Origin of the sequence: Paenibacillus sp. FSL H3-0286 (genome assembly GCF_045040705.1) — a bacterium.
In the GTDB taxonomy this organism is placed as follows: Bacteria; Bacillota; Bacilli; order Paenibacillales; family Paenibacillaceae; genus Paenibacillus_AQ; species Paenibacillus_AQ odorifer.
This window is the reverse complement of record NZ_CP150285.1, coordinates 393,863-409,139: the sequence shown is the minus strand read 5'-3', so window position 1 is coordinate 409,139 and position 15,277 is coordinate 393,863. Positions and strand designations below refer to the sequence as shown.

The following is a 15,277-nucleotide window of genomic DNA, read 5'->3' as shown; positions in this document are numbered from 1 at the left end:
CACAGACCTCCCCCATCTTCAGCATCTGCATCCGCTTACAAAGCTTGTGTCGCCGATATTCCCTCTCCGGCACAAGAAGACAACTTGACCGGAAGCCCGGTAAGATAGGATTCCTTAGCGGCTTCGGCAATCCGTTCCGCCTGTTGCCCGTCAAGCCCGCTGCAAATGATAGGCTCCTGCAGGCGGATTGCCCGGGCAAATGCGGCAACCTCTTCCACGAAAGCCTGGTTATACCGCTCGAGAAAGAAATGAAGCGGCTGATCGCGTGTGACCGAAGCAGCGGTTGAAACTTCTACAGTTGTTGGACGGCAGTTATCGGCGGTGGCTGAGCCGCAGGAACCGAACACCTCCACGCGTTGATCATAACCATATACAGCCTTACGGCTGTTATCAATGACGCAGATTGCGCCACTGGCAAAGGTCAGCGTGATGACAGCTGTATCCACATCATCGCAGCGCCCAAACATCGGATCAACGAGATTGGCACCTCGGGTATAAACTTCTGTTACTTCCTCACCCATCAGATAACGGGCCATATCAAAATCGTGAATCGTCATATCCATAAACATCCCGCCGGAAGACCGCACATAAGCCTCACCCGGAGGCTGCGGATCACGTGATGTGATCTTCACAATATGTGGACTGCCTAGCTCTCCTGATTGAACCAGTTGCTTAAGTTTGCGGAAGCTAGGGTCCATTCGCCGGTTGAATCCGACCTGTAGCAATACACCCTCATCCTCCACTATCTTCAGTGCCTGGTGGGTAAACTCTGACGACAGGCTGATCGGCTTTTCACAGAAAATATGTTTTCCAGCCCGGGCCGCTAGCTCAATCCAAGAGGCGTGGGTATCCGTAGGTGTGCAGATAAACACAGCCTCGATCTCAGGGTCATTCAGAATGTCTTGCCCATTCACAAATGCAGAGCCAAGATTCCGGCTCTCTGCCCAGACCAGCAATTCCTCACTTACCACAGCCTCCGCAATGGATTTCAACTTAAACGACGGCATCACACGCAGATTATCTGCATGAAGCCGGCCAATTCTGCCTGCCCCAATAATGCCAACTACGATCGGATTTACCATGTTTGCTTATCCTCCTTCGAGGTAAGCGCTTAACCATCCCGAAAATAGTATACTCCAAGCACAAGTGAAGTTACAAGCAAATATTTCTCCAGCTTTTTTAACTCTCTCCTTAGCTATCTACTCCTCCTCAACAGTAATGTAACGCTTCACCTAGTGCGACTAAAACCATGGCCTGCCCGTAGGCCATAGGGGCAATAATGATTTCCTTATAATCTTCTTTTGCAGCACCAATCGGAGTGCCGCCGGATACACCAAGCACCGTGCCTTCATCGTCAATTCTGTCCAGCACCGCCCGGATCGCTTTCAGGGCATGATCTGCATACGATTCCGGCAACAACCCCCTGCGTACGCTATGCAAAATACCCGCTGCGATAGCTGCTGAGCCTGACGTTTCAGTATAACTGCTAGAGTCGTCCAGCAGCGTATGCCATAATCCGTCTCCGCTCTGGCAGGCTAATAAAGCTGTTGCCTGTGCGTTCAGGATCTGTTGAAGATATTCAAACACTCCACTGTCCAGATACGGCCCCATCAACTCCAGGTATTCAGGCAGGCCGAGTGTAAACCAGCTATTGCCCCGGCACCAGAAGGCTTCGCTGAAATTATGCCGGCCGCCAAAATGCCAGCCATGAAAAAACAGCCCCGTCTTTTTATCATACAGGTATTTGATATGCAGCAGCAGTTGGTAAAGCGACGCTTGCCGCCATGCGGAATTATCGTATTTCACACCCATTTTTGCCGTGAACAAAATAGCCATAAATAACGTATCAATCCAGATTTCATTATCATTGAGCGTAACTTCATCCTTGCTCGCTCCTGTTGTGACATGCTGATAACCAGACTCCTCCGTCCGCGGCAGGCCATGCATCAACCACTGCACCCATTCCAGGCTTAATTCCTCCGCTTCCTTCAGTTCCATTAATGACAGCAACGGTGCTGTTGTATTGATATTCCGGCTCGGCAGTCCCTTGCCCAGTTGCTTGCTCATCCAAAGCTTGGCATATTCTTGATAACGCTCATCCTTGAAATGCTGCTCAAGCTTTTGAAGTCCGTAAAGCCCCACTCCCTGCGGCCAATCCCATTCCTCCATGCCAAAATCACGGGCAAAATACCCCCGTCGTCCCGCATCCTCCCCTAAATTTTGCAGTTCGGCTTCGTTTTCCGGCCGCTCCAGCTTCAGCAGCTTATCCGTCACGCGGTTCAGCTTTTCAATGATCTCAACTTTACTAATCCGGCTGTTGTTCATCTGTTTTCCGCCCCTTCGCCTGCCATTTTGGGTCTTCCCTCATGTTGGGTAGTTCCATTCACCCGTAATATATCAAACCATTCCATACAAAAACTACTTTATATTTGCTGTAATAACCCTTATATATTGCAAATCTTGCTTTTCTGAACCTATAATAAGTGCATATTACAGAATAAGGCGGTGAGAGCATTTGCTTGAAAGCGACTTACTGTACGAACAAGGGTATAGCGTACGTATCAACACGCCCGTAGATCCCCTTTTTTATTATTTTGATTATGACCAGCGTTCTCACGATATCAATATGGAGTTTCAGCATTTTCATGATTTTTACGAGATTCATATCTTGATGGATTCCCGAGCCACTCATATTATCGATGGGAATGTCTGCGCCCTCCAGCAGTATGACATCGTGCTCCTGCGTCCTTATCGGATGCATAAGACACAATATCCGGAAGGGCCGCCGTTTAAGCGGCTGATCATAAACTTCGCCATGCCCAAGGATATACCTGGTTTAGAGAACGCTTACAAAAGTATGTTTCTCTCATTTTGGGAAGAAATACCGATCTACCGTTTGCCAAAAGAGTTGCGCAAAGCCGTATTTGATCCTCTTAACGCTATCTTCACCTTATCACACAGCACTTCACCGTTAAATCCAGTACTGATTCACAGCCTTTTCCAACAGTTCCTCTGTGCTTTATACCAGCGTAGAGACCAGAACAGCTATGTCCCAGAGGAGATCGGAAATGCCATTATGCAAAAAATCTACTCGATCACCGCATACATCCATAGCCATTACAACAGCGAGTTATCCCTTGATTTCCTCGCTAAAGAGTTCTTTATCAGCTCCTATTACTTATCACACCAATTTAAGTTAATTACCGGCTCCACGCTGACAGAATATATTCAGATGACCCGGGTCCGTAATGCCCAGCAAATGCTGATCTACACCCGCCTGAAGATTTCCGAGATCGCCGGGCAATGCGGATTCAACAGCTTCTCCCAGTTCAACCGCATATTCAATAAACTTAGCGGGATGTCCCCATCCGAGTTCCGCAAGAATCAGGTCATATCCAACACTGCTTCAACCACATTTTCCTATTGATGTACTTGCTTACCTAGTTACAAAAAATCCGCTGTGCGTCCGACAAATCTATCTACCCTCTAAGTAACTATATTGAGCAGTAACAAAGGCAATGTTTAGACGCAAAAGAGAGACGAAGGGAAAGGGATAGCAAAAGCGATGGTGCAGGCACACACATGTTGGGATAGATGCAGGTACTGGTGTAGGTGCTCGTAGTGATGTAGGGGCTGGGGCTGGGGCTGGGGCTGGGGCTGGGGCTGGGGCTGGGGCTGGGGCTGGGGCTGGGGCTGGGGCTGGGGCTGGGGCTTGGGCTGGTGCTGGTGCTGGTGCTGGTGCTGGTGCTGGTGCTGGTGCTGGTGCAAGGGTAGTCACGTTTAACTGTATTTCATACAACTATTTTTTCACGCATCACGCCACCATTAGATATAGCTGTATTTGGTGCAACTATTTCCTTGGTTTTTTCGCCTCTAAGCAACATCTCGAGTTTTTAGTTGTACAGAATACAACTAAAATCCGAAGATTCACTATTTCATACGGAATAGTTGCACAGAATGCAGTTACTTCTCAGATCCCAGCAAAACTCCTTCTCCCAATTGAAGATAATCCGCCCAAACAAGTCTCAGCTCAGCAAGCCACCACAAATCAAAAAAACCAGGCAGCGATTCTCCACTAACGGGAGAATCACTGCCTGGTTCTAGCTTCAATTACATCTTAAGCCGTACGTTCCGTTGCTTTGAGACGCAGCGCTTTTTTCTCTTTCGACTTCGCCACTGGCGGTTTCAGAGAAACCGCGATGATGCAGGCCAGCAGGCACAAGAGGCCAAAGATAACAAAGGTTGGTTTAAATCCGCCTAGGAAGACGGCGATAAACGAACCGGAAAGGGCACCAATACCAAAACCTTGGTAAACGATTCCGTAGTTCTTACTGTGATTTTTCAGTCCGAAGAAGTCGCTGACAATGGCGGGGAACACCGTGATATTCCCGCCAAAGCAGAACGCAATGGCTGCTACACAAGTGAAGAAAAGTCCGAAATTCAGGGTCGCGTAGCTGAGGGTCAGCATAGCCGCCGCAGTTACAGCAAGCGATGCGCCTACCAGCTTCAAGCGACTCATTTTGTCAGATAAAGCACCCAGAATTAAACGTCCCGCTGTATTAAAGATCGCAATCATAGCCACCGCACTAGCTGCTGTCTGTACATCAAGTCCAGCCAGCTGCACGCCGATATCTTTTACAATACCGATCAAATACAGACCACACATACAAGCGGTGAAAAAGATGATAAATAGCAGATAAGCTTCTTTTGTCCGCAGCATTTCTTTGACCGTATAGTCTTTCGGTGAACTCATTACTGTAGCTGTCGTTGAACCCGCTGGTGCTGGGGCCGCTTGAACCGGAGCTTCTCTTACGAGCAAGGAACCGATTACAATCATGCCCATAACAATCAAACCCCAATACATAAATGTATTAGACACACCCACTGAGTCAATCAACCCGCCGTTAATATATTTAAAGATCAAACTCCCCGTTCCATAAGCACCAACGGACACACCGGAGATTAAACCTTTATTATTCGGAAACCATTTAATTAAATTAGATAATGAAGTGATATAAGCTGTCCCATCCGCAAAACCAACGATCACCCCAACCAATAAATAGAACATGAAGAGTGAATTGGCTTGAGAGCTAAGAATCAATCCTAGTCCGAGCACAATCCCAGCAGTAGCAGTCAAACGGCGAAGCCCGAAACGATCCTGCAGCTTCCCTGCGAACAAAGTCGCGAAAGCGAGTGCAAAGCTCGTTATAGAAAAAGTAATCGAAACGGAGTTAAGCTCCCAGCCAAATTTTGTTACCAGATGCGCATTAAATAAACTCCATGTATAGATGGTACCTAGGCCCATTTGCATAATTACTGTACCTAATACGATTAGCCACCGTTTGGTGCTTTTGCTGTCCATTGTCGTAGTCATGGTCTTTTCCTTCTTTCTCTCTCGTTGTCTGCTACAAGAGCTTCTATCGCCTCTTTATTGTAGCTAAACCAGCCGATGTTGAGAGAAATCCGGCATGAGATGACGGAAATGAAGAATGAATTGCATTTATAAGCGCATAATCTGCCTGAATTCCTTTACCTTACTACGACTTACCGGCACTTCAAAACCTAAATCATGCAGGCGCAGCAAATACGTATTGTTGAACCACGGGATGATTTCCTTGATCTTGGACAGGTTAACAATATAGGAACGATGGCAGCGAAAAAAACGATCCTGCGGCAGCCGCTGAAAGAAATCGCTAATACTAAGTGCCATGCTGTATTCCTCACCTTTAGTCATCACACTTGTACTTTTTTCCTGCGCGGAGGCGTAATAAATATCGTCGGCATTCACTACGATAATCTTTTCATTTTTCCACAGATTAACCTTGTCACTGACCGGATTACGCTCTTCTTCCCCCTGTCGTCCACGGCTGGCAAACGCATTTTCCAGCTTGTGCAGCATGGCTTTGATGCGTACCTCGCTATAAGGCTTAAGAATATAGTCAAAAGCTTCAATCTCAAACGCCTCAGCGGCATGCTCCTTATACGCAGTGATGAACACTATGTAGGGTTTTACCGAGAATCTACTGATATTTTGTGCCAACAGCACCCCATCGATGGAAGGAATATTAATATCCAGAAAAATCACATCTACCGTATCACTCTGCAAAAATTTAAGCGCGTCCAGCCCATCTTCAAACTGTGCCGTTATATCGATCCCGCTGTGCGTCTCTATTAAATAAGCCAGCTCCTGTCTTGCCAGCTCTTCATCTTCTACAATGATCGCTCTCATTGGTCCTCCTTTTTAACATCAAAAAAGATGTTCGTCCCTTTATCCAATCTCTGAATGGTAAGTCCAGTCCCATAGATCAGCTTTACCCGTTGGTGTACATTAAACAGCCCGATTTTATTCTCCGGCATATCGCCAGTATAGACCTTCTCTATCGTTTCCTCGCTGATGCCAGCTCCGGTATCGCGAATGCCCACCCGTACGGTATCCCCTTGGTCTTTTACAGAAATCGTTACTGTTCCTGTCCCTCTTACCTTCAGTATGCCATGTATAATCGCATTTTCTACAAGCGGCTGAATGATCAAACTCGGAATTCGAACCTGAACCTCATCAATATCATAAAGCACGTTAAGCCGGCTTCCAAAACGCGCCTTTTCGATCTCTACGTATTGCTGGACCTGCTGTAGCTCTCGTTTGATATCAATGAATTCATCGGTAAGCTCCAGATTGTATCTCATATAACCGGACAGATTCACAATCAGCTCGCGTGCCTTATCCGGGTTAATTCGAATCGAGGACGCAATCGCATTCAGTGCATTGAACAAAAAATGCGGGTTAATGCTGGTCTGCAGTGCCTTCAGCTCCGCTTTGTTCGCCATTTCCTTAATGCCTTCCACCCGCGACACTTCCATCAAGGTAGAGATCATTTGCGACAGACCCACGGCCATAGCTTGAAGCGAATAGGTAATCTTGTGGGCTTTGGTGTAATAGATTTTGAGCGCTCCCGTCACCTCACCCTTTTCCTTCAAAGGAATAATGATCAGCGACTTGATCTGCGGATTCACGTAATCACTATCATCGTTACGGATGGTAATTTCACCACTGGACAACGTTACTTTAGTTTCCTCACTGATAATATCGTTAGTTGTCTCATAATCCTCCTCACCCACGCCAACATAGGCACGAATAAACCGAGTATCGGTAATGGCTACAGCGTCTGCACCGATATCCTCTTTGATGATCTGGCAGATGGTGTGCAGCGACTCCTGATTAATATTGCGAAAATACGGCAAGGTCTTATTGGCAATATCAAGCGCCAGCTTGGACTGCTTAGCCGCGATCCGTTCCTTCTCACCTTCCACGCTCTGCACTAGCACAACAATCAGGCCGACACTAATCTGGCTCATAATCATCGGAAAAGCGATCTTGGACACGATATCCACACCCAGCGACATCGGCTGAGCCATCGCTAGAATGAGCAGCATCGTCAGTGCCTCACAGGCCATTCCCGCCAAAATCCCTGCTATCCAGCGACGTTCACCAGAGGTGCGGCGATAGATTATCCCAGACACTATGCCCGCGGTGATACTCGTAATCAGACAAGGAAGAGAGGTTACCCCTCCGATATCAATCAGAAAACGGTGAACCCCTGAGATGATGCCTGTTATAAGTCCAACCCATGGCCCGAACAAAATCCCGCCAGATACGATGGCGATAATTCGTACATTCACAAGCGAACCTTCCACATTAATCCCGCTATAAGTGCCGAAAATGGCAAATAAGCTGAAGATCATCGTCGCAATAGCAAGCTCTTGCGGAGCGTAACTCCCTTTTTGAAAAACCTCTTTAAACCGCGGCAGACGAGTCAATACAAACAGACACATCAGCAATAACGCAGCTCTTTCCAACAATTGCAGTAATATAGTAAACGTATATTGCACGGTCACCGCCTCCAAAGGTCTCGATGTCGATTCATTATAAAGATAGTTCATGCCTCTGTCCATTCAACCTGTCCCTTTATACCTCTATTGAAACTCTTGTTGTATGATATTAACAGATTGGAAGCATGAATATTCGGAGGTGGCAGTTTGCACAAGATAGAACACGAGGCAGATATCATTCAGCTTGTACATAATGACCCCTGGATGATGGATATTTTAGAAAATGCCAGATCGCTACAGTTACCTGACTGGTGGGTTTGTGCTGGGTTTGTACGTTCAAAAATCTGGGATACCTTACATGGCTTTGAAGAGCGGACCCCTTTGCCAGATATTGATGTTATTTATTATGACGGCAGCAATCTTCATGAGGAAGTGGAAAAGCAATGGGAGGCAAAACTAAGAAATTTAAATCCCCATGTGCCATGGTCCGTTAAGAATGAAGCAAGAATGCATACCATTAACAACCTTGCGCCCTATACGTCATCTGTAGATGCCATCTCCAAGTTTCCGGAAACAGCTACAGCGCTTGGGCTTTCCTTAGATGAATACGGTAAGGTTATCCTAACCGCTCCGCATGGGATTGCAGATGTTATTAATGTAGTGTTACGGGCTACCCCTCATTTCAACAATAATCCGAACTTACTCCCTATTTATGAAAAACGAATTGCACAAAAAAACTGGCAGGCAACGTGGAAGCAATTGCAGGTCAGCGCTACCTAAAGCTAAGTTGTGTTAGCATCGGAATAAAAAAGACAGCAAGCCTCTGCTACAGAAGGGCTTGCTGCTGTTGTTTTATTACACCGCTAAATCAATACCAACCACGCCTACTACATCTCCCTGACGATTCCGGATTGCTCTAGATAATGTAATACAAGAACGTTTCGTAATCGCGGATACATAAGGTTTAGAGACATATTCACCTTCATTCATGGCCCCATTCCACCAATCACGCCGCTTAGCATTCAACAGGCCAGCCGCTGGCTCGGAGTAGATAAAGGTTCCATCCGTCCGATTGGACCAAATGGCTTGTACATCTGGAATTTTCTTAATGTAAGCGTTCAAAACACCTTGATGAACTTCAGTATCTGGAGCGTAAAGTTCTTCCTTGGCGGAAATTGTCTCCAAGAGACTCTGCATTTCCTGAAGCCGGGCTGCATATTGGCTCATCTCAATTTCCGCTCTGCCCGCAATGCTAGTAACCGATTGCTGCAAGGATTGCGACTCCGCTAACAGATTGGCGCTGACTTCGTTCAGCTGCCCAATTTGATCCCGCTGCCGTGTCACCTGCTCCAGCGTAAGGTCTACATTGGCAATCGTCTCATTCATGATAGCCACCGCACCGCTCAGCTCCGTTGTCACTTCTACAATCAGCTTGCCCTGCTTCGCGGCAGCATCGATTGTTTCCGTCACGGCGCTGCCTACTTCATCTACTCTCGACGCGATATCATCGAGTCGAAGCTTAACCGTGCCGACCTCGTTCACCCCACGCTCCACTGAGACTTGCTCTTTCGTAACGGATTCCAGCACCTGCTGTACTCCATTATTAATGTCTAGCAAGATGCCTGAGGAGCGGTCTACCGAGCTCTTGCTTTGATCAGCCAGCTGCCGAATCCGGCTGGCCACTACTGCAAATCCGCGGCCCTGTTCACCGGCCCGGGCCGCTTCAATAGAAGCATTCAGCGCGAGCAACGAGGTCTCATTCACAATGGAGTTAATCAATGTATTGATCTCCTCTACCATCGCAATATGATTACTCAGGGCAGTAAACTTAGCTAACATGTCCCCACTCTGTGTTTGCAGATCCTTCATCACCACATCTGCAATGCTCAGGGAATCTACCATTGCTGTCATTCCTTGCCGAGCATATTGCATATTCGAGCCTAGTTTTTCCGTCAATTCTTCGATATGTGCTGTAACTGAGGCTACACCGCCCATCGTCTGATAGGCCCCTTCAATATTGGCTTTAGCTTCGTTGCTGCGAATCCTTAAATCCGTTTCATACGCGTGTGAATAATCTGCTGTCTGCTGCAGCTGCTCTGTATGGCGGCTGATTTCTTCAAGCGCACCATGCAGCCGATCCGAGGTAACTACAATCTCATTGCCAAGAAGCTCCACTTTGTTCTGTGAATCCTTCAGCAGCGCTTCTTTGCGATAACCGTAGCGGGATGTATTCAGCGAGAACCATCCTAGAGAACCCATAAGCAGAATAATCACCAGCTTATGCATCCAGAGCATATCAATCAATAAGCTGTACACACTGACAAGAAGCAACAGGACGACTACGAAAATCTGGTTTCGACGGATCTGCATCTTTACTTCCACTCCACTCGATTGATGTTATGTATTCTAACATTATATCAGCAGAGTTAATTAAAGGAAATACTTTCTATAGTATTCCTTTTCGATCAATCATTCCCCGGGCCAGGCAATCTCCCCTTATAAAGATGCTTGTTGATCTCCCGCTTCCAAGAAAGCCATCAAGAGGAAACCTGAGCTTATTGTCGAATATATAAGCATATTGCCACTGGAAAAGAGGATCACATTATGCGCGCCACACCTCAAACTCCTCGTCAGACCTATTGGAATCGTGTGCTTCTCAATTCATTCTGGATCATCCTGATTGTGTATTTAAGTATTCAGTTCATTGTTTCTCTATCCTTATGGAGCCAGCGTCCGGAAACCCCAACCAGGAACGATTATATTGAGCACTCGTTGATTTCTGATTCCATCATAGTGAGTTTGATCATTATTCTAGAAGTAATCTATAGATGGAGGCCTCTGTGGGCCCAACTCGCCATTACGGTTGCAAGCCATCTATTTGCGGTTTTGATTATCGTCAATCTCAGCGATGAGTTGCATGTTAAATCATTAATTATGCTGTTCCCGCTACTAGTCTCGATGATCTATCTGAAGAGCAGTTATATGATAGCCACTTCTGCTATTTCTCTACTGTACACGATCATTTTATTCACCAAGACATCCATTCACGAGTACTTCCCGATCACCCAAACAATCATTATCGCTCTTATTTTTGCAGGCACTGCTTTGGCAGGTTTTGCAGTAATCGTTCGTGGACGTGATTTGATGCAATCCCTGCAGAACTCCGTCAAGTCAGAACAGGAATTACGCATTCAGAATATAATCATGGATCGTCTATCTAAGATAGATCCCCTGACTGATCTGTATAATCACAAGACTTTTCACGAATATTTGGGTTGGCTAATCGAGCATCAGCAGAGTAATCCATTCTCCATGCAGCTTGCCGTTATGGATATCGATAATTTCAAAAAAGTAAATGATTGCTATGGACACTCCGTTGGAGATATCGTATTACAAAAAGTCGCAGCGATCCTGCTCGAGTATATCGGTCCTGATGATTTCGCCGCGCGGTACGGGGGCGAGGAATTCATTGTCATTCTGACAACCAAAACCTTTGAACAATCCTATGAAATCATGCAACAAATTCTAGCCAAAGTCGCCGATACCCCTTTTGCCGAAATGGAAGGGAAAAGCATAACCGTCAGTATCGGGATGCATGATTACACAGGTGCAGACTCCAAAAATTCTACTTTTCAGCAGGCTGATGATGCACTTTACGAAGCTAAAAACACCGGGAAGAACAAAATTGTCATCAGCTAGTGACAAGCTCCACAGACACTGTTTATCTGTCGGAGCTTGTTTTCTTTTGCAAAGCCTTAATTTCAGAAGCATTTCATACCAAAAACCCCCACCTTGAGATGAGGGCTGTGTATCCACTGCTATATTCCGTAACGCTTCTGCGGTTCCAAAAGCTCCACCACTTCCTGCTTCGGAACAGGTCTGCTAACCAGATATCCCTGTACCTTATCGCAGCCCGATTTTCTGAGGAAATCCAGCTGGCTGATCTCTTCCACTCCCTCCGCAACGACCTCCAGCCCCATATTGTGGCCCAGCTGTATAATGGTCTGCACAAAAGACTGGCTGTAAGCTTTTTCCGAAAGCGAATCGATAAAGGTTTTATCCATTTTAAGCGTAGAAATCGGCAATTGCTGCAAATAACTAAGAGATGAGTATCCCGTTCCGAAATCATCCAGCGCAATACGAATGCCTTGGGATTTGAGGAATTGAAGCTTATTCACGATACTCTCAAACGATTCCATAAAAATAGACTCGGTGATTTCCAGTTCAAGACAACTAGGCTTTAGCCCACTTTCAGCCAGACTTTCCTGCACCATCTCGACGAAATCATCCTGCAATAGTTGAATAATGGAAATGTTAACTGATATCTTGTAAGGAATGCCCATACGATCTTGAATGCCCTTCATAAAGATGCACGATTCCCTAAGCACCCATTCTCCAATATAAATAATCAGCCTGGAATCCTCGGCGATTTTGATAAAGGAAAGTGGAGATACAAAGCCCAGCGTTGGACTATTCCAGCGAATTAAAGCCTCAAAACCAGAGATTAATCCAGACTGGATATCCACCTGCGGTTGATAATATAACTCAAACTCATTATTATTCATGGCACTGCGCAAATGTTTCTCTATATTCATCCGTTCATTAAACGCAGTATGCATAGATTTGTCATATACCACATAAGTCCCCTTACCATCCTCTTTTGCCCGGTACATAGCGACATCCGCATTTTTTAAGATTTGCTCGGTGGTCTCCCCATCTTCCGGATAAAAGGAAATTCCGATGCTTACGGAAACGTACAAATAACTCTCTCCGATTAAAAAGGACTGCCTGAACGCTCTCATGATCCGCTCCGCCAGGTCTAGCACATCCTCGTGGTTTTCTATATCCTTAATAAAAATCACGAATTCATCCCCGCCGAGCCGAGAGAGCATATCTCCTTCCCGCACCACCGACTGCAGCCTTTTACTAGCCTTCTGAATAAGAACATCACCGGATTTATGCCCTAAGGTATCATTGATGTATTTAAAATTATCGGTGTCTACGAACAACAGCGCCGCCTTGCCTCCTGAACATTGCAGATATTTCTCCATAGATTCCAGTAGACATACACGGTTGGGTAGATTACTAAGCTCATCCACATAAGCTAGACGATGCATGTGTTTTTGATTCTCCACCAGCATATCGTATTGCTCTACAAGCTCCTGCTGTGTGGCTGTAAGCTGTTCATAGGTTGCCTCAAGCTCCTGATAACTGTTGCTCAGCTTTAGCTCTACCTGCTTCCGCTTACTAATATCAATCAGCGAACCGATAAATAACACAACTTCATTCTTTGGATCAACGATAGCTTTACCACTTACCTCAAACCAGACGAACTGATTATCTTTGGTCCGCATGCGGTATTCCGTCTCGTAGATAGGTGTTAAACCTGCCAGATGATCATGTCTTGCCTTTTGGGATGATGGCTGGTCATCGGGATGAATAATACTAAGCACCCCATTTTCGAAGGAATTGATTTCATCCTCCGTATAGCCCATGAGCTTGTACCAGCGATCCGATAGATTATACAGTCCTGTCTCCCAATCAAGCTCCCACATGTATGCACCAGAACCCTCTGTCGCGAGACTGAACCGTCGTTCACCTACTTGCAGCTTAGCAAATTGCTCCTGTAGCTCGACCTCTGTCGCTGACAGCTCTTCGTAAGTAGCTTCCAGTTCCTCATAACTTTGCTGAAGCCTTAGCTCATTTTGTTTGCGCTCATCGATATCCACTCCTACAAGCACAAAAATATCAGCTGCCTGCTTATCCAATCCTTTCAACAAGGTGGTCCGAAATGAAAAATACCGCGCTGCTGGCGAATTGTCTGGAAGTTTATGCTCGATATTATCAACATATTCAAGCTGTACGGCCCTTTCCAGCAGATTCCGAATAGCCGCCGTACTGCCTGTCAGCCCCTCTATATCCTCAATGTTTTTGCCCACTACTTCATTCTCGCATAGGCCCGTCATTCGCTCAGCGTAATTGTTAAACCGAACTACCTTTTTATCCGCCTGCACAGCCCAAACCACCATACCGCTATGCTCTATTACATCTTCAAAAAATTGCTGTTCCGAATAAACCGCCCGCCGTAAGTGATTAATATACATTTTTAGCAAAACCGCACTAATGATCAGAAGGCCGAGCAGAATAATGGCTCCCACAATAAATCTATTGCGCATCATAACTTTATAATAATCCGAATGAACGAAGAAATAGTGCTGATACAGCTCTTCAAAAGCACCTGAACGATGCAGGCGATCCAATCTCTCGTTAACATAAGTCACTAGCTCCGGAGAGGATTTACTTATTGCAAAAGCGACATCCCTAGGGTAGAGATTGCTCATTTTTTTGATAATACTCCCCTTCAATTTCTGTTCAGCAATCAGATAATCAATCACTTCCTGATTCTCAAATAGAAGGTCGATTTCCCCCTTTTCTAAAGCCTTCAAAGCTTCAGGAGTCGTTGCATATTCTATGTAATTTGTAATCCCCACCTTGCTGTTCAGCACGGTTGCAGAATACTGTCCATTCCCTAACCCAATCTTATAACTTCCCAACGTCTTTAAATCGATCTCATCCTCAAGCTCTCGCCTTGCATAGATGGAAATATAATTCTTAATAACTGGATCTGAAAATAACACCTCTTGGTTACGCGACTCCGTAATTGCCATAAGACCTGCTATCTCAATATCTCCTTGAATCAGCCGACTGTATACTTCATCCCATTGCCCAGTACTGTAGTGAATAAGGTAATCCTGCTTCTCAAAAATCATCGTGCTCAAATTAATATCAAACCCGGTCAAATACCCGTTTTCTACATATTTATAAGGTGGATATTCCAGTTCTACTTGGTACCTTATATCCTCTCTTTCGGCGTGAGCGGCTGTAGGAGGTACGAGCAAAAGCAGAAAAATAATCAGAAGCAACATTGTGCACCGCTTCATTGCCCAATTCCCCTTTTTGCTAAAATTTAGAATTTAAAGCATTATTCTAAAAAGTATTCGACAAAATATGGTAAGATTCCTGCTAATTCTTTCCTAAAACCACACATTATACGCAAATCCCCATCTTTCGATGGACTCTTTTATTTGTAAATGATAAAAGTTACGAAGTCTTGATTTTTATATTGCTTTTTACATAGAAAATGTGGATAATAGCAATAACGATAAACGATGATAATGATTATCATTATTATAAGCGTTAATAATTTCAATTTACTATATTTAAGTTAAAAGGAGACTGATCACCCATGAACGTTACCTCTACCCGAACAACATTACAGGTTGACGATTATCTGGATCTGCTCAATCTTGCCGTTAAAGTTGGAGATTTGAAATGGCAAAAAGAAATTAAATCCAGATTGCAATACATTCTCTGTCTGCCGACAAGATAATGCTTCCGAGTATACGCCGTGTTCCCTTATTTGGGGGCATGGCTTTTTTTGTTGGTATGC

The 15,277-nt window shown here is 45.4% G+C and carries 11 protein-coding genes; 4 read left to right on the top strand and 7 right to left on the bottom strand.

Annotated elements, in window-relative coordinates; translation table 11 throughout:
- Nucleotides 1-35 precede the first annotated feature (35 nt).
- Together iolG and MHB37_RS01800 are read right to left on the bottom strand one after the other, a co-directional pair.
- Complete coding sequence (gene iolG, locus MHB37_RS01805) at nucleotides 36-1,082, bottom strand: inositol 2-dehydrogenase (RefSeq protein ID WP_076185618.1); 1,047 nt, start codon at nucleotides 1,080-1,082, stop codon at nucleotides 36-38.
- 127 nt (nucleotides 1,083-1,209) lie between these two features.
- A complete protein-coding gene (locus MHB37_RS01800; RefSeq protein WP_341143751.1) occupies nucleotides 1,210-2,325 on the bottom strand; it encodes a glycoside hydrolase family 88 protein in 1,116 nt (371 codons plus the stop codon).
- Nucleotides 2,326-2,515: 190 nt separating this feature from the next.
- On the opposite strand from MHB37_RS01800, the gene MHB37_RS01795 reads away from it, so the two are divergent.
- The gene (locus tag MHB37_RS01795; RefSeq protein WP_405168880.1) at nucleotides 2,516-3,427 is read left to right on the top strand and encodes an AraC family transcriptional regulator; all 912 of its coding nucleotides are present in this window, start codon (nucleotides 2,516-2,518) and stop codon (nucleotides 3,425-3,427) included.
- Nucleotides 3,428-4,117: 690 nt separating this feature from the next.
- Here MHB37_RS01795 and MHB37_RS01790 read toward each other — a convergent pair.
- From MHB37_RS01790 to MHB37_RS01780, 3 genes are all read right to left on the bottom strand, one after another.
- Nucleotides 4,118-5,362: an OFA family MFS transporter gene (locus tag MHB37_RS01790; RefSeq protein WP_076185694.1), complete on the bottom strand. Its 1,245-nt coding sequence runs from the start codon at nucleotides 5,360-5,362 to the stop codon at nucleotides 4,118-4,120.
- Nucleotides 5,363-5,500: 138 nt separating this feature from the next.
- Nucleotides 5,501-6,229: a LytTR family DNA-binding domain-containing protein gene (locus MHB37_RS01785; RefSeq protein ID WP_076275969.1), complete on the bottom strand. Its 729-nt coding sequence runs from the start codon at nucleotides 6,227-6,229 to the stop codon at nucleotides 5,501-5,503.
- Nucleotides 6,226-7,830, bottom strand: coding sequence for a sensor histidine kinase (locus MHB37_RS01780; protein ID WP_303047248.1), 1,605 nt, complete (start codon nucleotides 7,828-7,830; stop codon nucleotides 6,226-6,228). Before MHB37_RS01780 ends, MHB37_RS01785 begins: the two co-directional genes overlap by 4 nt.
- A 261-nt stretch (nucleotides 7,831-8,091) precedes the next feature.
- On the opposite strand from MHB37_RS01780, the gene MHB37_RS01775 reads away from it, so the two are divergent.
- Entirely contained in the window at nucleotides 8,092-8,607 is a 516-nt protein-coding gene (locus MHB37_RS01775) for a nucleotidyltransferase family protein (protein ID WP_076124758.1), read from the top strand.
- Between the two features lie 75 nt (nucleotides 8,608-8,682).
- Here MHB37_RS01775 and MHB37_RS01770 read toward each other — a convergent pair whose 3' ends face one another.
- Complete coding sequence (locus MHB37_RS01770; RefSeq protein ID WP_405168879.1) at nucleotides 8,683-10,197, bottom strand: methyl-accepting chemotaxis protein; 1,515 nt, start codon at nucleotides 10,195-10,197, stop codon at nucleotides 8,683-8,685.
- 234 nt (nucleotides 10,198-10,431) lie between these two features.
- Here MHB37_RS01770 and MHB37_RS01765 point away from each other — a divergent pair, with 234 nt between their 5' ends.
- Entirely contained in the window at nucleotides 10,432-11,526 is a 1,095-nt protein-coding gene (locus tag MHB37_RS01765; protein ID WP_076124680.1) for a GGDEF domain-containing protein, read from the top strand.
- A 119-nt stretch (nucleotides 11,527-11,645) separates the two neighbouring features.
- Here the strand turns inward: MHB37_RS01765 and MHB37_RS01760 are convergent, their stop codons facing one another.
- Nucleotides 11,646-14,768, bottom strand: coding sequence for an EAL domain-containing protein (locus tag MHB37_RS01760; RefSeq protein WP_076282361.1), 3,123 nt, complete (start codon nucleotides 14,766-14,768; stop codon nucleotides 11,646-11,648).
- A 305-nt stretch (nucleotides 14,769-15,073) separates the two neighbouring features.
- Between MHB37_RS01760 and MHB37_RS01755 the strand changes: the two genes are divergently transcribed.
- Nucleotides 15,074-15,217 (top strand): hypothetical protein, encoded by a 144-nt coding sequence (locus tag MHB37_RS01755; protein WP_167348483.1) that lies wholly within the window; start codon nucleotides 15,074-15,076, stop codon nucleotides 15,215-15,217.
- Nucleotides 15,218-15,277: the final 60 nt, after the last annotated feature.

Excerpts from the sequence above, each read along its gene's own strand:
- MHB37_RS01765 (WP_076124680.1), top strand. The coding sequence starts at position 10,432 with ATGCGCGCCACACCTCAAACTCCTCGTCAGACCTATTGGAATCGTGTG.
- MHB37_RS01755 (WP_167348483.1), top strand. The coding sequence starts at position 15,074 with ATGAACGTTACCTCTACCCGAACAACATTACAGGTTGACGATTATCTG.
- MHB37_RS01785 (WP_076275969.1), bottom strand. The coding sequence starts at position 6,229 with ATGAGAGCGATCATTGTAGAAGATGAAGAGCTGGCAAGACAGGAGCTG.
- MHB37_RS01770 (WP_405168879.1), bottom strand. The coding sequence starts at position 10,197 with ATGCAGATCCGTCGAAACCAGATTTTCGTAGTCGTCCTGTTGCTTCTT.
- MHB37_RS01800 (WP_341143751.1), bottom strand. The coding sequence starts at position 2,325 with ATGAACAACAGCCGGATTAGTAAAGTTGAGATCATTGAAAAGCTGAAC.
- MHB37_RS01775 (WP_076124758.1), top strand. The coding sequence starts at position 8,092 with ATGATGGATATTTTAGAAAATGCCAGATCGCTACAGTTACCTGACTGG.
- MHB37_RS01790 (WP_076185694.1), bottom strand. The coding sequence starts at position 5,362 with ATGGACAGCAAAAGCACCAAACGGTGGCTAATCGTATTAGGTACAGTA.
- MHB37_RS01760 (WP_076282361.1), bottom strand. The coding sequence starts at position 14,768 with ATGAAGCGGTGCACAATGTTGCTTCTGATTATTTTTCTGCTTTTGCTC.
- MHB37_RS01780 (WP_303047248.1), bottom strand. The coding sequence starts at position 7,830 with ATGTGTCTGTTTGTATTGACTCGTCTGCCGCGGTTTAAAGAGGTTTTT.
- iolG (WP_076185618.1), bottom strand. The coding sequence starts at position 1,082 with ATGGTAAATCCGATCGTAGTTGGCATTATTGGGGCAGGCAGAATTGGC.